Here is a 16,772-nt window from a genome sequence, read left to right as displayed (position 1 = left end):
CACAGGCTACCGGTGGGAGCGGGCTTGCCCCGCGATCGAACCGCTTTCAGAGGTTATCAGCCAAGCGCTTCCATGATCTCGTCCGAGATTTGCGCGTTGGAGTAGACATTCTGCACGTCATCCAGATCCTCGAGCATATCGATCAACTTGAGCACCTTCTCGGCGCCCTCCTGATCCAGCTCGGCACTGGTGGTCGGCTGCATGACGATTTCAGCGTCAGACGCCTTGAAACCGGCCTCTTCCAGCGCATTACGCACGGCATAGAAGCTGTTGAACGAGGTAAACACCTCAAAGGAGCCGTCGTCGTTGGCGATCACATCGTCAGCGCCAGCCTCCAGAGCCGCATCCATCAGGGCATCTTCTTCCACCTTCAATTCAGCGGCGAAGCTGATCTGCCCCTTGCGCTCGAACAGGTAAGCCACCGAACCGTCGGTGCCCAGGTTACCGCCGCATTTGGAGAAAGCGTGGCGAACAGCCGCTGCGGTACGGTTACGGTTGTCGGTCATGGCTTCGACCATGATCGCCACGCCGCCCGGGCCGTAACCTTCATAGCTCAGCTCTTCGACGTTGTCGCTTTCGTTGGTGCCAGCACCGCGGGCCACCGCGCGATCGATGATGTCGCGGCTCATGTTCGCGCCCAGCGCCTTGTCCAGGGCCAGGCGCAGACGCGGGTTGGAGGCCGGATCAGCGCCGCCCTGCTTGGCGGCGACGGTCAGCTCGCGGATCCACTTGGTGAAGATCTTGCCTCTCTTGGCATCCTGGCGTTCTTTGCGGTGCTTGATGTTCGCCCACTTGGAATGACCGGCCATAACGACTCCAAATCCTTGAAACAGAAACAGGTTCCGCCCCGAAGGGCGGAACGCGAAAAATCTTGCGCATCAGCGCGGGGGCGCCCCGCTGCCGGGGCGCCCTGATCGATTACTCGACCTTGGTCTGCTCACGCAGACGGATGTGCAGCTCGCGCAGGGCCTTGGCGTCGACCAGGCCAGGGGCCTGGGTCATGACGCACGCGGCGCTCTGGGTTTTCGGGAAGGCGATCACTTCACGGATCGACTGGGCGCCGGTCATCAGCATGACCAGGCGGTCCAGGCCGAAGGCCAGGCCACCGTGAGGCGGCGCACCGAACTTCAGGGCGTCGAGCAGGAAGCCGAACTTCTCTTCCTGTTCCGCCGCTTCGATACCCAGCAGACGGAAGACCGCTTGCTGCATTTCTTTGCGGTGGATACGGATCGAACCGCCACCCAGTTCGGTACCGTTCAGCACCATGTCGTAGGCACGGGACAGCGCGGTGGCCGGGTTGGCCTCGAGCTCTTCCGGGGTGCACTTCGGCGCGGTGAACGGGTGGTGCAGCGCGGTGAAGCTGCCGTCTTCGTTTTCTTCGAACATCGGGAAGTCGACGACCCACATCGGCGCCCACTCGCAGGTCAGCAGCTCGAAGTCGTGGCCCAGGCGGATACGCAGCGCGCCCAGGGCTTCGCTGACGACCTTGAACTTGTCGGCACCGAAGAACACGATGTCGCCGTCAACCGCGCCAACGCGATCGAGGATGTTGTTGAGGTTGGCTTCAGGGATGTTCTTGACGATCGGCGACTGCAGGCCTTCGACACCCTTGGCGCGCTCGTTGACCTTGATGTACGCCAGGCCCTTGGCACCGTAGATGCCGACGAACTTGGTGTACTCGTCGATCTTGCTGCGCGGCATGCTGGCGCCGCCTGGCAGGCGCAGGGCGGTGACGCGGCACTTCGGATCGTTGGCCGGGCCTGCGAAGACCTTGAAGTCGACATCCTTCAGCTGGTCGGCGACATCGACCAGTTCCAGCGGGTTACGCAGGTCTGGCTTGTCGGAACCGTAGCGGCGCATGGCTTCTTCGAAGGTCATGTGCGGGAACTCGCCGAACTCCAGGTCCAGCACTTCCTTGAACAGCTTGCGGATCATGCTTTCGGTCAGGCCCATGATCTCGGACTCATCGAGGAAGCTGGTCTCGATGTCGATCTGGGTGAATTCAGGCTGGCGATCGGCGCGCAGGTCTTCGTCGCGGAAGCACTTGGCGATCTGGTAGTAGCGGTCGAAGCCGGCCACCATCAGCAGTTGCTTGAACAGCTGCGGCGACTGCGGCAGGGCGAAGAAGCTGCTGGCGTGGGTACGGCTTGGTACCAGGTAGTCGCGGGCGCCTTCCGGCGTTGCGCGGGTGAGGATCGGCGTCTCGACGTCGAGGAAGCCGTTCTCGTCGAGGAAGCGACGGATGCTGCTGGTGATGCGCGAGCGCAGGCGCAGCTTGTCGGCCATTTCCGGGCGACGCAGGTCGATGAAGCGATAACGCAGGCGGGTTTCCTCGCCGACGTCGGAGTATTCGTTCAGCGGGAACGGCGGGGTTTCCGCTTCGTTGAGCACGTTCAGCTGGTAGCCGAGGATCTCGATGGCACCGGAGGCCATGTTGGTGTTCACCGCGCCTTCAGGGCGCTTGCGTACCTTGCCGGTGATCTGCACGACGTATTCGCTGCGCACGCGGTCGGCGGCGGCGAAGGTTTCGGCGCGATCCGGGTCGAACACGACCTGGGCCATGCCTTCGCGGTCACGGATGTCGAGGAAGATCACCCCGCCGTGGTCGCGGCGACGATGGACCCAGCCGCAAAGGGTGACTTCCTGGCCGTCCAGGCTCTCGTTCAGTTGGCCGCAATAATGGCTGCGCATCATGATGGTGGTTTCGCTTCTCGTGATTCGTGTGTTCGGTGGAGGTCTTGGCCGCCCAAGGGGCTAATACTGCAAGACCTGGCGGGTGCAATTCAACTCAGTCGGCCTTGTCGCCGCCTGCCAGATTCTTCTTGGCCCCAGTCTTGAAGTCGGTCTCGTACCAGCCGTTACCGCTCAGGCGGAAGCCGGGGACCGACAGCAGCTTCTTCAATGCCGGCGCCTGGCACGCCGGGCAATCGGTCAACGGTGCGGCGCTGATCTTCTGCAGCACCTCCATCCGGTGCTCGCAGGATGCACATTGATAGTCGTAAAGGGGCATGGTGTCTCTCGTCAACCACATCGCAGGCTGCCCAAGGCAGCAAAGAGCGGGATTATATATGGTTAAGCAGAGCCGTGCAGCCCGCCTGGCGATCAGTGCGCATCCGCAGCATCCTGCAGCCAGGCCACGCAGATGACGCGAACCAGGCCACTGAAATTCCGTACCCCGCCGTGGCGCAGGTGCACCTCACGGTCCACATAGGACAGCACCGTGCTGACCGAACAGCGGTTGGCCGCCGCGATCCGCTCCAGGATCCGCCAATAGACAGCTTCAAGCCGCAGACAGGTGGCAAAGCCATTGAGCCGCACCGAGCGCGAGACCGGCCCGGCCTGGGCCATGTCGAAATCCGCCTTGAACGGATCGATGCTGGGTCGACCCGAGCCCCTCCCCTGCCTCGAACCTTCGCCCATACCGCACATCAGATTACCCATCGCTTCGCTCCATCGTCACGAAATCACGCCCTGCCACTCATGCGACAGGGCTTCTTTGCGTGCCAATGAAACGCGTTCAGGCCTCTGCGTAGCAGCGGCAAAGCCTTCCCCATAAACGAAGAGGCCCGGCAACACGAAGGTTGCCGGGCCCGCTTTCAACGGCCTTGCGAGGCCTGGGCGACACTCATTTGCCGTCGAGCAACACGCGCAACATCCAGGCGGTCTTTTCATGCACCTGCATGCGCTGGGTGAGCAGGTCGGCGGTCGGCTCGTCGCTGACCTTGTCCACCACCGGGAAAATGCTTCGCGCGGTGCGCACCACCGCCTCCTGCCCCTGGACCAGCTGGCGGATCATCTCATCGGCCGGCGGCACCCCTTCCTCCTCCTTGATCGAGGAGTGACGGGCATAGAAGGCATAGGAGCCGGGCGCCGGGAACCCCAGGGCGCGAATACGCTCGGCGATGGAGTCGACGGCCAGGGCGAGCTCGTTGTACTGCTCCTCGAACATCAGGTGCAGGGTACGAAACGCGGGGCCGGTGACGTTCCAGTGGAAGTTGTGGGTCTTCAGATAAAGCACATAAGTGTCCGACAACAGCCGGGACAGCCCTTCGACGATGGACTTGCGATCTTCTTCACTGATACCGATATCGATTGCCATGAAGCTCCCCTTTCCATAAGGCTTGATTGATCAAGCGGGCTTCGAAACTGTACCAAGAGATGCGCGCCACTGCCTCACGGTTTGAGAAGCCTGCGCCTTTGCTGTTAAATAGGCAGCGTGCCACCCGTGCGGATTGTCAATGCCGGGTGCATAGGCTGGCCCGTCACGTTTTCGCGCCTACACCACACGCGCACCGTGCAGCCAGCTCATCCTGTGATCGGCCTTATCAATGTGAGCCAAACCAAATGTTCAAGATCGTCCATCTGGTGACGGGCGTGGCTGCCTTGCTGCTATCGCTCATACCCAGCCTCAGAACCGACGCGACACCCTTCCTGCAACAACCCGAAGCCGTGTACCTGGCACTGCTCGGCCTGCTCAACCTGATCCATGCCCCGGCATTGCCGCTGTACTACAAGGGCATGCGCCAACAGCTGCAACTGGCTGCCAGCCTCCTGCTGGTGCTGGCAGTCATCTTGCAAACCATCGCCCTGCTGGCCCGCCCGGAGCTAGGCAACCTGGCAGCACTGGCCTGCGCCATGCTCGCCACCGCCCTGCACCTGGCAGCCGGTTTCGCCCGCAGCGTGCGCAAGGCCCGCAGCCAGGGTACTGCGCTGGAGGCCGGCAAGCGTGATACCGGCACCGTGAAATGGTTCAACACGTCGAAAGGCTTTGGATTCATCTCCCGCGACTCCGGCGATGACATCTTCGTGCACTTTCGCGCCATTCGTGGCGAAGGCCACCGTGTACTGGTCGAAGGCCAGCGCGTGGAGTTCTCGGTGATGCACCGCGACAAGGGCCTGCAGGCCGAAGACGTGGTCGCGGTCTCGCGCCGCTGACCACGCAACTCCACCGCCTTCAGTAATGGGGCGGTGGAGGCTCCTCCCCGCCGCCAGCGTACTGGCCAACCATCTCTTCATAACGCTTGATCAGTTCAGCCACCTGCAACTGCAAGCGCTCGATCACCCGATTCTGCTCCACCACCTCATCGTTCAACGCCTGGATGGTGTCATCCTGGAAAGCCTGCCGGGTTTCCAGTTCGACGATGCGCGTTTCCAGCGACATGCCTCAGACCTCCTTGAAACTATCGCCAAGCAGCGCACTCACCCGCTGGCGAATGCCTGCCACCTGCTCCGGCGCGTAGCCGACGGCTGGCACCTTGCCCCAGACCGGCGCGGGCCAGGCCGCATCGCCGTGACAACGGACGATGACATGCATGTGCAGCTGACTGACTACGTTACCCAGCGTCGCGACGTTCATCTTGTCGGCGGCAAATGCATCCTTCAGGGCCTCGGCCAGGGCGGTGGTTTCCTCCCACAGCTGGCGCTGGTCAGCCTCGTCGAGCTCGAACAGCTCGCTGACATCGGCGCGGCGCGGCACCAGGATGAACCAGGGGTAGTTGGCATCCTTGCTCAGCAGCAGGCGGCATAGCGGCAAATCGCCCAGCACCAGGGAATCCTGCTGCAGGCGCGAATCGAGGGTGAACACGGCAAACCTCCTTAACAAGGCGAATCGGACCACAACAGCCGGTGGACACGGACGCGCAAGGATACCTTGCTTCCCCCGTCACCACACAGAAGAACGCCAACGTGGCGCACTCATGCACGATTCTGGAGCGCCCAGCACCTGGCCAACGCACGCCTGCGGTAACACTTCGCTACTTTTCGCACCAGAATGATGCCGCCTTACTCGCCCGCACCACACATTCGTCACATAAAACAGGCAGGATCAACAGTTGTCGGTAACACCTTGACTTTGAAGGCAGCTTTGCCGCCCAGCCAAGCGCTTTCCGCAGAAATGCCAGCAGGCAGGAAAACCCCCGTGTTTACGGCGGTTTCAGCCATGCCCGCAAGGCGAATGTGAAAATTTCATCAACCGTTCGTAATTTTGAGCACGCTTGTTGCATTCACTCGACGCCAAGTCGGCACGACACCTGCATTGCCGGTGTACGCGACAAATAACAACAGCGGGTTTGGAATTACCAGGGAGTTTCACAAGCCCTACTTTGTGTTTACACATTAATGACGGCTTGGAAACAGCGCTGGCGTTGTACGCCCCCTTAAACCGGGACGTGATTTGCGACAGGGACATAACCATGAGCGACAAGGCCATAAAGTTACCGAAAGGTTGATTACAGCCATATCGCCAAGAATAGTCAGCGTGATATACATTTTCGCCGACATAACAAGAAAGAGCTGCCCCTATAACTAAAACACCCCGGGCGCAGCGGTACTCTTCCTAAAAACCAAAGGAGCAAATCACGATGCGCGTGATGAAGTGGAGCATGATCGCCCTGGCCGTAGCGGCAGGGACCTCGCAGTTGGCTGTCGCCTCTTCGCAGGATGAATCCAAGGGCTTCGTCGAAGACAGCAAGCTGAACGTCAAGACCCGGATGCTGTATTTCAGCCGTGACTTCCGTAACGCCCCGGCTGGCGCCAAGAGCCGCGCGGAAGAAACCGGCCTCGGTTTCCACGGCACCTTTGAGTCCGGTTTCACCCAAGGCACCGTTGGCGTCGGCGCCGACGCCATCGGCCTGCTCGGCGTCAAACTCGACAGCGGCAAAGGCCGTGCGGGTACCGGCCTGTTCCCAACCGGCTCCGACGGTCGCTCGGAAGACGATTACTCGAAGGGCTATGGCGCGGTCAAATTCCGCATTTCGGACACCGTCCTGAAATATGGCGGTCAGTACACCGCGATGCCGGTGTTCGCCACCGACGACAGCCGCCTGCTGCCAGAAGTTGCCGAAGGCTTCCTGCTGACCAGCAAGGAAATCAAGGGCCTGGAACTGAATGCCGGCCACTTCACCCGCCTCGACGCCCAGGCTGCCAGCTACAAAGACAGCATCGGCGGCCTCAACGACGATCGCCAGAAAAACCCTGGCCTGACCGAGGCAAACGTCTTCGGCGGCACCTATGCCATCACTGACGGCCTGAGCACCAGCCTGTACTACTCGCGTGTCGAAGATCACTTCCGCAAGTGGTACGGCAACGTGAACTGGGCACTGCCGATCAGCGACAAGCAAGGCCTGGTGTTCGACTTCAACATCTATGACACCAAGTCCATCGGCGAAAACCGCACCGGCGCCTACGTCAAGAAAGCTGACGGCAGCAACGAACTCGATAACATTGCAGCCAGCCTCTCGGCTGCCTACAACATTGGCGCCCACACCTTCACCCTGGCTTACCAGAAAGTCAGCGGCGACGGCGACTACGCCTATGGCGTCGACGGCGGCGGCACCGTGTTCCTGGCCAACTCCATCGCCCGCTCCGACTTCAACGCCGAAGACGAGAAATCCTGGCAGGCCCGCTACGACCTGAACTTCGCCGAGTACGGCGTCCCAGGCCTGACCTTCATGACCCGCTATGCCCGCGGTACCGGCGCCACGACCCGCACCACCGACGACGGCAAGGAATGGGAACGCGACATCGACGTCAAGTACGTCCTGCAAAGCGGCCCGGCCAAGGACCTGAGCCTGCGCGTGCGCCAGGCCACCTACCGCTCCTCCGATGGCGTCTACTACGGCTCCAACTCGATCGACGAACTGCGTCTGATCGTCGAGTACCCGCTGAGCATCCTGTAAGCCGTTGCTTGCATTGCTTCGCGAATGAAGAAGCCCGGCGATTGCCGGGCTTTTTCTTGGCTGACAGAACCGCACGACTGCTGCATTCTGTACGCTTTCGTTTCGCCCCCGTACAATGCGGGGTCATTTCACATTCAGGCAATCGACACGGCTCACCATGCGCACCAGTCAATATTTGCTCGCGACTCAAAAAGAAACCCCGGCAGATGCAGTGGTCATCAGCCACCAGCTCATGCTGCGCGCCGGCATGATCCGCAAGCTGGCCTCTGGCCTGTACACCTGGCTGCCGATGGGCCTGCGGGTCATGCGCAAGGTCGAAGCCGTGGTCCGCGAGGAAATGAACGCCGCCGGCGCCCTCGAAGTGCTGATGCCGAGCATCCAGCCCGCGGAGCTGTGGCAGGAATCCGGTCGCTGGGAACAGTACGGCCCTGAACTGTTGCGCCTGAAGGATCGCCACGACCGCGACTTCTGCGTCGGCCCGACGCACGAAGAGGTCATCACCGACCTCGCGCGCAACGAGCTGTCCAGCTATAAACAGCTGCCGCTGAACATGTACCAGATCCAGACCAAGTTCCGTGACGAGATCCGTCCGCGCTTCGGCCTGATGCGCGGCCGCGAGTTCATCATGAAGGATGCTTATTCCTTCCATGCCGACCAGGCTTCCCTGCAGGAAACCTACGACCGCATGCACCTGGCGTACAGCAACATCTTCACCCGCCTGGGCCTGGACTTCCGCCCCGTGCAAGCCGACACCGGCTCCATCGGCGGCAGCTACTCCCATGAATTCCACGTGCTCGCCTCTTCCGGCGAGGACGACGTGATCTTCAGCGATACCTCCGACTACGCCGCCAACATCGAGAAGGCCGAGGCCATTCCACGGGAAACCGTGCGCCGCGCCCCGACCGAAGAGCTGCGCCTGGTCGACACCCCCAACGCCAAGACCATCGCCGAACTGGTGGAAAACTTCGGCCTGGCGATCGAGAAGACCGTCAAGACCCTGATCGTGCACGGCGCCGAGGAAGGCAAGCTGGTCGCCCTGATCGTCCGCGGCGACCACGAACTCAACGAGATCAAGGCCGCCAAGCTGGAACAGGTCGCCGACCCGCTGGTCATGGCTTCCGACGCGGAACTGCGTGCCGCCATCGGTGCCGGCGCAGGCTCCCTCGGCCCGCTGAACCTGCCGCTGGAGTGCATCATCGACCGCTCGGTCGCCCTGATGAGCGACTTCGGCATTGGCGCCAACATCGACGACAAGCACTACTTCGGCGTGAACTGGGAACGCGACCTGCCGGTTCCACAAGTCGCTGACCTGCGCAACGTCGTCGCTGGCGACCCGAGCCCGGACGGCCAGGGCACCCTGGTGATCAAGCGCGGCATCGAAGTGGGCCACATCTTCCAGCTGGGCACCAAGTACAGCGAGGCGCTGAAGTGCCAGGTACTGGGTGAGAACGGCAAGCCAGTCGTACTGTCGATGGGCTGCTACGGTATCGGTGTGTCCCGCGTGGTCGCAGCAGCCATCGAGCAGAGCTACGACGACAAAGGCATCATCTGGAACGACGCCCTGGCACCGTTCCAGATTGCCTTGGTACCGCTGCGCTACGAAACCGATGTGGTACGCGAAGCCACCGACAAGCTGTACGCCGAACTGACCGCCGCCGGCTTCGAAGTGCTGCTGGACGACCGCGACAAGAAGACCAGCCCTGGCATCAAGTTCGCCGACATGGAGCTGATCGGTATCCCGCACCGCATTGTCGTCAGCGACCGCGGCCTGGCCGACGGCAACCTGGAGTACAAGCACCGCACCGAATCGGAAGCCCAGGCGCTGCCGCTCAATGAAGTGCTGACCTTCCTGCAGGCCCGCATCCGTCGCTGATCAACCGTTGCGCGAGTGAACATGTCCAAGCGAAGTACCTACACCCTGGGGGGCGCCGCACTGTGCGGCGCCCTGCTCCTCGGCGGCTGCGCCAACCAGATGTCCCAGCGCAGCGACCACGAGGAGCGTGTCGAGCGCAAACTGCTCGAACACAGCCTGCAAATCGATGTCGGTGAGCCCAAGGTGATGGAGCTACCGCAGCGGCGTGTGCGCATTCATGAACAGAAGCGCTTCGAGGTCACCGAGTACGAGGTGACCCGCCGCTACGACCGCTACACGCCCTACCAGCCCTGGCGGGAGATCTACGAGATCCCGCTGGGTGCGGTGGCGGTGGTTGCCGGCGTCGGCGCCAACGTGGTCAACGTGTTTGCCCTGGGCAACCTGCCGGACAGTGTCACCCATGACTGGCTGAGCTATGGCATTGCCGGGATCAACCCGTTCATGAATACGCCTTCCAACGGCCGCGCCCAGCAGAACCTGGCAGGCATCAGCGAAGTCGAGAAAGGCAAGCGCGAGGAACTGGTCAACCTGCCCTGGAGTGAGCGCCTGGTCGAAGTGAAGGCCGGCAAGCTGAGCCATGAGCTGACCACCGACAGGAACGGCGTACTGCGCCTGAACCTGCTGGACAGCCCGTTCTCCGAGCAGAACCTCAACCACATCGGCACCCTGCACCTGCAGGTGGTCGACGAAGAGAACGGCGTGCGCGGCGATGCCAGCCTGCTGGTCAGCGGCAACCTGCGCAACAAGCTGCTCGAAGCCCACGACCTGATCTTCGACGACCTGGAGGACGACGATGTCGGCCAATGGGTTCATCGGGTCAAACGCCTGTCGGAGCTGGGCCTGGAGGAAGAGGCCAGCGAACTGGAGCAGAGCCTGATCGAGCTGACCCGCAACGATCCAGAGTTGCAGCAGGAGTTCGTGCAGTCCCTGACCAAGGCCACCGGGCGATTGGTTGCCGACCCTGGCGCGCAATAACAACGAGAACGCACCAACCTCAAATCCTGCGAGATCCCTGTAGGAGCGGCCTTGTGCCGCGAAAGGGCCGCAAAGCGGCCCCGGCAATCTTTGCGTCAATACTGAAACCGGGGCTGCTACGCAGCCCTTTCGCGGCACAAGGCCGCTCCTACAGGGGCCGACGTAACTTCTCGCAAGCCCAGAGCTGCCCCGCGATGGCCCGCCCTCCTTCTATATGTCCCCGAACAATTCCAGTTGCTCATGCGCCCCGCGCAGATCACGCAACCTCACCCCCACCCCCAACAACCGTACCGGCTTTCCACCACGGGCGAATGCCTGGCTGAGCAACTGCCGGTAACTCTCCAGATCCCTCCCCGCCCCCGCCTGCTCCATTGTCGTCTGGCTGAAATCATGAAACTTGACCTTGACGAAGGGCTTGTCGGGTCGATAACTGCTGTCCATGCGCGCAATTCGCTCGTTCAGGGTAGATAGCAGTTCTGGCAGCTTCTCGAAGCAACTGTTCAGGTCAGGCAGATCATGGTCGTAGGTATTCTCGACACTGACCGACTGCCGCCGACTATCGTTCTGCACCACACGCTCATCGATGCCTCGCGCCAGCCCCCACAGCCGCTCACCGAAACTGCCAAACTCGCGAACCAGCGCCAGCCTCGGCCAGTCGCGCAACGACAGGCAGGTGTCTATCCCCAGCCGGGCGAGCTTGTCCGCTGTCACCTTGCCAACCCCATGCAGCCGCGCAACCGGCAATTGCGCGACGAATTCCTCGACCTGGTCCGGGGTAATGACGAACAGGCCATTGGGCTTGCGCCAGTCACTGGCGATCTTGGCCAGGAACTTGTTCGGCGCCACGCCGGCGGAAACCGTGATGTGCAGTTGCTGGGCCACCCGTCGACGGATGTCTTCGGCAATACGCGTGGCGCTGCCGGCGAACCACTGGCTGTCAGTGACATCCAGATAGGCTTCGTCCAACGACAACGGCTCGATCAGATCGGTGTAGTCCCGGAAAATCGCGTGAATTTCCCGCGAGGCTTCGCGGTAGGCCTCGAATCGCGGCTTGACGATCTCCAGGTCCGGGCACAGTTTCAAGGCATGCCCGGAGGCCATCGCAGACCGCACGCCATAGGCCCGCGCCTCGTAGTTGCAGGTGGCAATCACCCCACGCTGCCCCGGCTGCCCACCCACCGCCATGGGCCGACCGGCCAGGCGCGGGTCGTCGCGCATTTCGATGGCGGCGTAGAAACAGTCACAGTCGATATGAATGATCTTGCGCAGGGACATGGACGACAGCCAGTACTGTAAATTCATACAGATGTTACCCCAGCCACCTCACCCCGAAACAGCCCGCAAGCGACAATCGGCCTGAAAGCCCCGCCCAGCCTGATCCGCCGGCCAATTCAAGGCGCTAAGGGTTTGAACGAAAAAGGATTTTTTGAAACTAATGCTTGACACAGGGAAACAAATCCGTAGAATTCGATCTCACAGGCGCGGGATGGAGCAGCCTGGTAGCTCGTCGGGCTCATAACCCGAAGGTCGTCGGTTCAAATCCGGCTCCCGCAACCAGATTCAAGAAAATGCCACTGTTTCGACAGTGGCATTTTTTATTGCCTCGCGAAAGACTTTCGAAAAACCTTGTCGAATCAACAATTAAGGTTTGACATCCGATCGAAAACCCGTAGAATGCATACCTCTGACGCGGGATGGAGCAGCCTGGTAGCTCGTCGGGCTCATAACCCGAAGGTCGTCGGTTCAAATCCGGCTCCCGCAACCAGATTCAGAAAATGCCACTGTTTAGACAGTGGCATTTTTTTATGCCTTTCGAAAGTTTTACGAAAAACCTTGTCGAATCAACAATTAAGGTTTGACATACGATCGAAAGCCCGTAGAATGCGCACCTCTGACGCGGGATGGAGCAGCCTGGTAGCTCGTCGGGCTCATAACCCGAAGGTCGTCGGTTCAAATCCGGCTCCCGCAACCATATTCGTCAGAACAAGCCCCGCTTATCGAAAGGTAACGCGGGGCTTGTTGCATCTGCCCTACCCTCTTTTCCTCGCGCTGCCCAGGCGCTATCTTCGCCAGCCCCAGCTCGCATGGCGTTGCGCCACCTTCCGCGCAGCTGAATGAACTATCTTTAACTATCCTGAAACAGATTAACGACCCGGCCCGGAGTAATATCTGGACACGTTTTCCAAAGGGACTTTCACTTGGCCGTACCTTGCCCGCACCTCGCGCTGACCGCACGGGGTAATCCATGACCGCCCCCACTCCCGATACCCAGGCACCGCTGACTGCGGCCTTGCCGGCGGCTGCCCATCGCTTGCCCTGGCTGGAACGCCTGAGCAAGTATCGCCAGCCACTGGGGCTGGCGGTGACCCTGCTGTTGTTCGCCATGGGCCTGATCGCCTGCCGTCACCTGCTGAGCGAACTGGATATCTATGCGTTGCACGATGCCATGCTCAGCGTGCCGACTCACTCGCTGCTAGGCGCATTGCTGGCAACCCTGGTCGGTTTCGTGATCTTGCTGGGTTATGAATGGTCCGCCAGCCGCTACGCCGCAGTGCAACTGCCAGTACGCACGCTGGTGCTGGGCGGCTTCAGCGCCTTCGCCATTGGTAACGCCATCGGCCTGTCGATGCTTTCGGGCGGCTCGGTGCGCTACCGGTTGTACGCCCGCCAAGGACTGGGGGCCGCAGAAGTCGCCCGCATGACCGTGTTCGCCAGCCTGTCGCTGGGTTGCGCCCTGCCACCACTGGCCGCGCTGGCCACCTTGAGCGACCTGTCGGCGGCCGCTACCGCACTGCGCCTGCCCGCACCGCTACTCGGCAGCATCGCCGTGGCCGTGCTGGTGGCGACCACGGCGCTGGTCATTGGCCTGTATCGCCGTCGGCTGCCCGAGCAACCTTTGGCGCATGGCCTGCTGGTGCAGTTCGGCCGTCGCACTCTACGCCTGCCCAATGGCCGCCTGGCTGCCCTGCAACTGGTGATTACCGCGCTCGATGTCGCGGCGGCGGCGACCGTGCTGTACATGCTGCTACCGGAAGCACCGCCTTTTGGTGCCTTCGTACTGGTCTACCTGCTCGCTCTCGCGGCCGGCGTGCTCAGCCACGTGCCGGGCGGCGTCGGTGTCTTCGAGGCGATCCTGCTGGCAGCCTTCGCCAACCAGCTGGGCGCGGCACCGTTGGCCGCGGCGCTGCTGTTGTACCGCCTGATCTATGTGGTGCTGCCGCTGCTGGTCGCCTGTGTGCTGCTGCTGGCCAACGAGGCGCGCCGCCTGCTGTTCGCCCAGCAAGCCATTCGCGCCGCCTCCGGGCTGGCCGCTCCGGTACTGGCGATCCTGGTGTTCCTCTCCGGCGTGGTGCTGCTGTTCTCGGGCGCGACACCGGAGATCGACAGCCGCCTGGAACACATGGGCTTCCTCATTCCACACCGCCTGATCGACGCCTCGCACTTCGGCGCCAGCCTGATCGGCGTGCTCTGCCTGCTGCTGGCCCAAGGCCTGCGCCGGCGCCTCTCGGCCGCCTGGCTGCTGACCACCGTATTGCTGCTGGTCGGCGCCGTGCTGTCACTGCTCAAAGGCTTCGACTGGGAAGAAGCCTCGCTGATGTGCTTCACCGCCGCTCTGCTTGCGCTGTTCCGCCGCTCGTTCTACCGCCCAAGCCGCCTGCTGGAACTGCCCTTCTCGCCGGTGTACCTGGTGGCCAGCGCCTGCGTGGTCGGTGCTTCGGTGTGGCTGCTGCTGTTCGCTTACCAGGACGTACCCTATACCCACAAGCTGTGGTGGCAGTTCACGCTGGACGCCGATGCGCCTCGCGGCCTGCGCGCCGCGCTGGGCAGCGCCGTGCTGCTGGTGATTGTCGCGCTCACGTGGTTGCTGCGTACCGCCCGCCCGGTCATCCACCTGCCTAACGACGAAGAACTGCAACGGGCCAACCGCGTCCTGCTGGCTTCCGACCAGCCCGACGGCGGCCTGGCCCTGACCGGCGACAAAGCGCTGCTGTTCCACCCCAGCGACAATGCCTTCCTCATGTATGCCCGTCGTGGCCGCAGCCTGGTGGCGCTGTACGACCCGATCGGCCCGGCCCAGGAACGCGCCGAGATGATCTGGCAGTTCCGCGACCTGTGCGACCTGCATCATGCCCGCCCGGTGTTCTACCAGGTGCGCGCGGAGAACCTGCCGTTCTACATGGACATCGGCCTGACCGCGATCAAGCTGGGCGAAGAGGCACGGGTCGACCTGCGCCGCTTCGACATTGACGCCAAAGGCAAGGAAATGAAGGACCTGCGCTACACCTGGAACCGTGGTGGGCGCGACGGCCTCAGCCTGGAGATCCACGAGCCTGGCCATGCACCGCTGGCGGAACTCAAGGAAATCTCCGACGCCTGGCTCACCGGCAAGAACGTGCGCGAGAAGGGTTTTTCCCTTGGCCGCTTCAGCCCCGAGTACTTGCAGCACTTCCGCATCGCCTTGATCCGCTTCCAGGGCCGCCCGGTGGCCTTCGCCAACCTGCTGGAAACCCACAGCAACGAGCTGGCCAGCCTGGACCTGATGCGCGCCCACCCCGAGGCGCCGAAGCTGACCATGGAATTCATGATGGTTGGCCTGATCCTTCACTACAAGAGCCATGACTATGGCCGTTTCAGCCTGGGGATGGTCCCCCTCTCCGGCTTGCAGCCGCGCCGCGGCGCACCCTTGACCCAGCGCCTGGGTTCGATGGTGTTCCAGCGCGGCGAGCAGCTCTACAACTTCCAGGGCCTGCGGCGCTTCAAGGACAAGTTCCAGCCGGACTGGGAACCCCGCTATATGGCAGTGCCGGCTGGGCTTGACCCGCTGGTGGCATTGGCCGATACCGCCGCCCTGATCGCTGGCGGCCTGACTGGATTGGTGAAACGTTAATGATCCGACGCTATTGGTTGTACGTACTGATTCCCCTGGTCCTGGCCGCCCTGGCCGGTGGCACGGCCTTCTGGCTGTGGACCCGCCCGGCGCCCGAGGTTCGCCTGGAACAGTTGACCTTGAAGGACGGCAGCAGCCTGACCCGTGCCACCCCTGGCGTGCGCGCCAAGGCCCGGGTCGCCATCGGCGTGCCCCAGGAGCAGGCCTTGAGCGACAAGCAACTGCTCGACCTGAGCCAGGCCGGTGAGGCCCAGCTGGTGCAGGTGATCCTGCCACCGGCCGACTGCACAAAACAGCAGGCCGCCATGGACGAGGCCATCACCCAACTGGCCGACAAACCCACCCTGGTCGCCGGCATCGGCCCAGGCGCCGCCCAGGCCTGGCGCTGGCTGGCCGCACAGAGCGACGACAAGGCCCGCGCCATCTCGGTGGACTTCACCGTCGAGCAGCCGGGTTGCCAGGCCACCCTGCCCAAATCCGCCCCCCACGGCCACTGGAACGTGGCCTGGAACGACAACCCGGACGACGCCAGCGCCGCCTTCGTGCGCGACCAGGCCAACGCCGAAACCAGCATCGCCGACTACGACATCCACTTGCCGCAGGTGCTCAAGGCCCAGCTGACCCAGGCCCTGGTCGGCCAGGACGGCAATGCCCTGGCCATCCCGGTAGTGGAAGTCCCGGCCGGCCAGACCACCGACACCGTCACACTGTTCCTCTCCGGTGACGGCGGCTGGCGCGACCTGGACCGCGACGTGGCCGGCGAGATGGCCAAGCTCGGCTTCCCAGTAGTGGGCATCGACACCCTGCGCTACTACTGGCAGCACAAGACACCGGAGCAGAGCGCCGCCGACCTGTCCGAGCTGATGCAGCACTACCGCCAGAAATGGGGCACCAAGCGCTTCGTGCTGACTGGCTACTCGTTTGGCGCCGACGTGCTGCCGGCCATCTACAACCGCCTCTCCGCAGAAGACCAGAAGCGCATCGACGCCGTGATCCTGCTGGCCTTCGCCCGCAGCGGCAGCTTCGAGATCGAAGTCGAGGGCTGGTTGGGCAAGGAAGGCCAAGAGGCCCCGACCGGGCCGGAAATGGCCAAGCTGCCGGCTTCGAAGGTCGTGTGCATCTACGGCGTGGAAGAGACCGACGAGAGCGGCTGCACCGACAAGACCGCGGTGGGCGAGCGCATGAAGCTGCCTGGCGGCCATCACTTCGATGAGAACTATCCGGCACTGGCCAAGCGCCTGATCGACGAGATCGAGACGCGCCAGGGGAAGTCCAGCGTCGCTGAGAAGTGACATGAAAAGGGGCCGCATCAGCGGCCCCTTTTTTATGCCCTGCTAGCCCGGCTCCCGTAGGAGCCGGC

At 62.6% G+C, this 16,772-nt stretch carries 14 protein-coding genes and 3 tRNA genes; 9 read left to right on the top strand and 8 right to left on the bottom strand.

All coding sequences use genetic code 11. The features are described from left to right. Positions 1-56: 56 nt before the first annotated feature. From NGM28_RS14935 to NGM28_RS14915, 5 genes are all read right to left on the bottom strand, one after another. A complete protein-coding gene (locus NGM28_RS14935) occupies positions 57-809 on the bottom strand; it encodes a YebC/PmpR family DNA-binding transcriptional regulator (RefSeq protein ID WP_240063771.1) in 753 nt (250 codons plus the stop codon). A gap of 109 nt (positions 810-918) precedes the next feature. Then, entirely contained in the window at positions 919-2,694 is a 1,776-nt protein-coding gene (gene aspS, locus NGM28_RS14930) for an aspartate--tRNA ligase (RefSeq protein WP_252090608.1), read from the bottom strand. A gap of 94 nt (positions 2,695-2,788) precedes the next feature. Further along, entirely contained in the window at positions 2,789-3,010 is a 222-nt protein-coding gene (locus NGM28_RS14925; RefSeq protein ID WP_003254776.1) for an FmdB family zinc ribbon protein, read from the bottom strand. Between the two features lie 92 nt (positions 3,011-3,102). Continuing rightward, positions 3,103-3,420 carry a ribbon-helix-helix domain-containing protein gene (locus NGM28_RS14920; RefSeq protein WP_240063863.1) on the bottom strand — a complete coding sequence of 106 codons (318 nt, stop codon included), beginning with the start codon at positions 3,418-3,420 and terminating at the stop codon, positions 3,103-3,105. A gap of 205 nt (positions 3,421-3,625) precedes the next feature. Continuing rightward, the gene (locus NGM28_RS14915) at positions 3,626-4,099 is read right to left on the bottom strand and encodes a Dps family protein (protein WP_011535164.1); all 474 of its coding nucleotides are present in this window, start codon (positions 4,097-4,099) and stop codon (positions 3,626-3,628) included. Positions 4,100-4,344: 245 nt separating this feature from the next. On the opposite strand from NGM28_RS14915, the gene NGM28_RS28690 reads away from it, so the two are divergent. Beyond that, on the top strand, positions 4,345-4,935 hold the full coding sequence (locus tag NGM28_RS28690) for a cold shock domain-containing protein (RefSeq protein ID WP_275679162.1): 591 nt from the start codon (positions 4,345-4,347) through the stop codon (positions 4,933-4,935). A gap of 19 nt (positions 4,936-4,954) precedes the next feature. Here the strand turns inward: NGM28_RS28690 and NGM28_RS14905 are convergent, their stop codons facing one another. Next, positions 4,955-5,161 (bottom strand): SlyX family protein, encoded by a 207-nt coding sequence (locus NGM28_RS14905; protein ID WP_252090607.1) that lies wholly within the window; start codon positions 5,159-5,161, stop codon positions 4,955-4,957. 3 nt (positions 5,162-5,164) lie between these two features. Then, positions 5,165-5,584: an HIT family protein gene (locus tag NGM28_RS14900; RefSeq protein ID WP_252090606.1), complete on the bottom strand. Its 420-nt coding sequence runs from the start codon at positions 5,582-5,584 to the stop codon at positions 5,165-5,167. A gap of 775 nt (positions 5,585-6,359) precedes the next feature. Between NGM28_RS14900 and NGM28_RS14895 the strand changes: the two genes are divergently transcribed. The 3 genes from NGM28_RS14895 (at position 6,360) to NGM28_RS14885 (ending at position 10,524) form a co-directional block, all read left to right on the top strand. Next, positions 6,360-7,676: an OprD family porin gene (locus NGM28_RS14895; protein ID WP_252090605.1), complete on the top strand. Its 1,317-nt coding sequence runs from the start codon at positions 6,360-6,362 to the stop codon at positions 7,674-7,676. Between the two features lie 157 nt (positions 7,677-7,833). Continuing rightward, positions 7,834-9,549 carry a proline--tRNA ligase gene (locus NGM28_RS14890; RefSeq protein WP_252090604.1) on the top strand — a complete coding sequence of 572 codons (1,716 nt, stop codon included), beginning with the start codon at positions 7,834-7,836 and terminating at the stop codon, positions 9,547-9,549. Positions 9,550-9,570: 21 nt separating this feature from the next. Next, positions 9,571-10,524, top strand: a complete 954-nt coding sequence (locus tag NGM28_RS14885; RefSeq protein WP_240063777.1) for a hypothetical protein — start codon at positions 9,571-9,573, stop codon at positions 10,522-10,524. A gap of 210 nt (positions 10,525-10,734) precedes the next feature. Here the strand turns inward: NGM28_RS14885 and dinB are convergent, their stop codons facing one another. Continuing rightward, on the bottom strand, positions 10,735-11,793 hold the full coding sequence (gene dinB, locus NGM28_RS14880) for a DNA polymerase IV (RefSeq protein WP_252090671.1): 1,059 nt from the start codon (positions 11,791-11,793) through the stop codon (positions 10,735-10,737). A gap of 211 nt (positions 11,794-12,004) precedes the next feature. Between dinB and NGM28_RS14875 the strand changes: the two genes are divergently transcribed. The 5 genes from NGM28_RS14875 to NGM28_RS14855 all read left to right on the top strand — a co-directional run bounded on the left by NGM28_RS14875 (position 12,005) and on the right by NGM28_RS14855 (position 16,704). Further along, positions 12,005-12,081, top strand: a tRNA-Met gene (locus tag NGM28_RS14875). Between the two features lie 131 nt (positions 12,082-12,212). After that, positions 12,213-12,289: transfer RNA gene (locus tag NGM28_RS14870), tRNA-Met, on the top strand. A 130-nt stretch (positions 12,290-12,419) separates the two neighbouring features. Further along, positions 12,420-12,496: transfer RNA gene (locus NGM28_RS14865), tRNA-Met, on the top strand. Between the two features lie 273 nt (positions 12,497-12,769). Beyond that, positions 12,770-15,412 (top strand): bifunctional lysylphosphatidylglycerol flippase/synthetase MprF, encoded by a 2,643-nt coding sequence (gene mprF / locus NGM28_RS14860; RefSeq protein WP_252090603.1) that lies wholly within the window; start codon positions 12,770-12,772, stop codon positions 15,410-15,412. Further along, a complete protein-coding gene (locus tag NGM28_RS14855; protein WP_252090602.1) occupies positions 15,412-16,704 on the top strand; it encodes a virulence factor family protein in 1,293 nt (430 codons plus the stop codon). Before mprF ends, NGM28_RS14855 begins: the two co-directional genes overlap by 1 nt. The last annotated feature ends 68 nt before the right edge of the window (positions 16,705-16,772 follow it).

Source organism: Pseudomonas sp. MWU13-3659 (assembly GCF_023757525.1).
GTDB classification, from domain to species: domain Bacteria; phylum Pseudomonadota; class Gammaproteobacteria; order Pseudomonadales; family Pseudomonadaceae; genus Aquipseudomonas; species Aquipseudomonas entomophila_E.
This window is presented reverse-complemented; position numbering and strand designations above follow the sequence as displayed.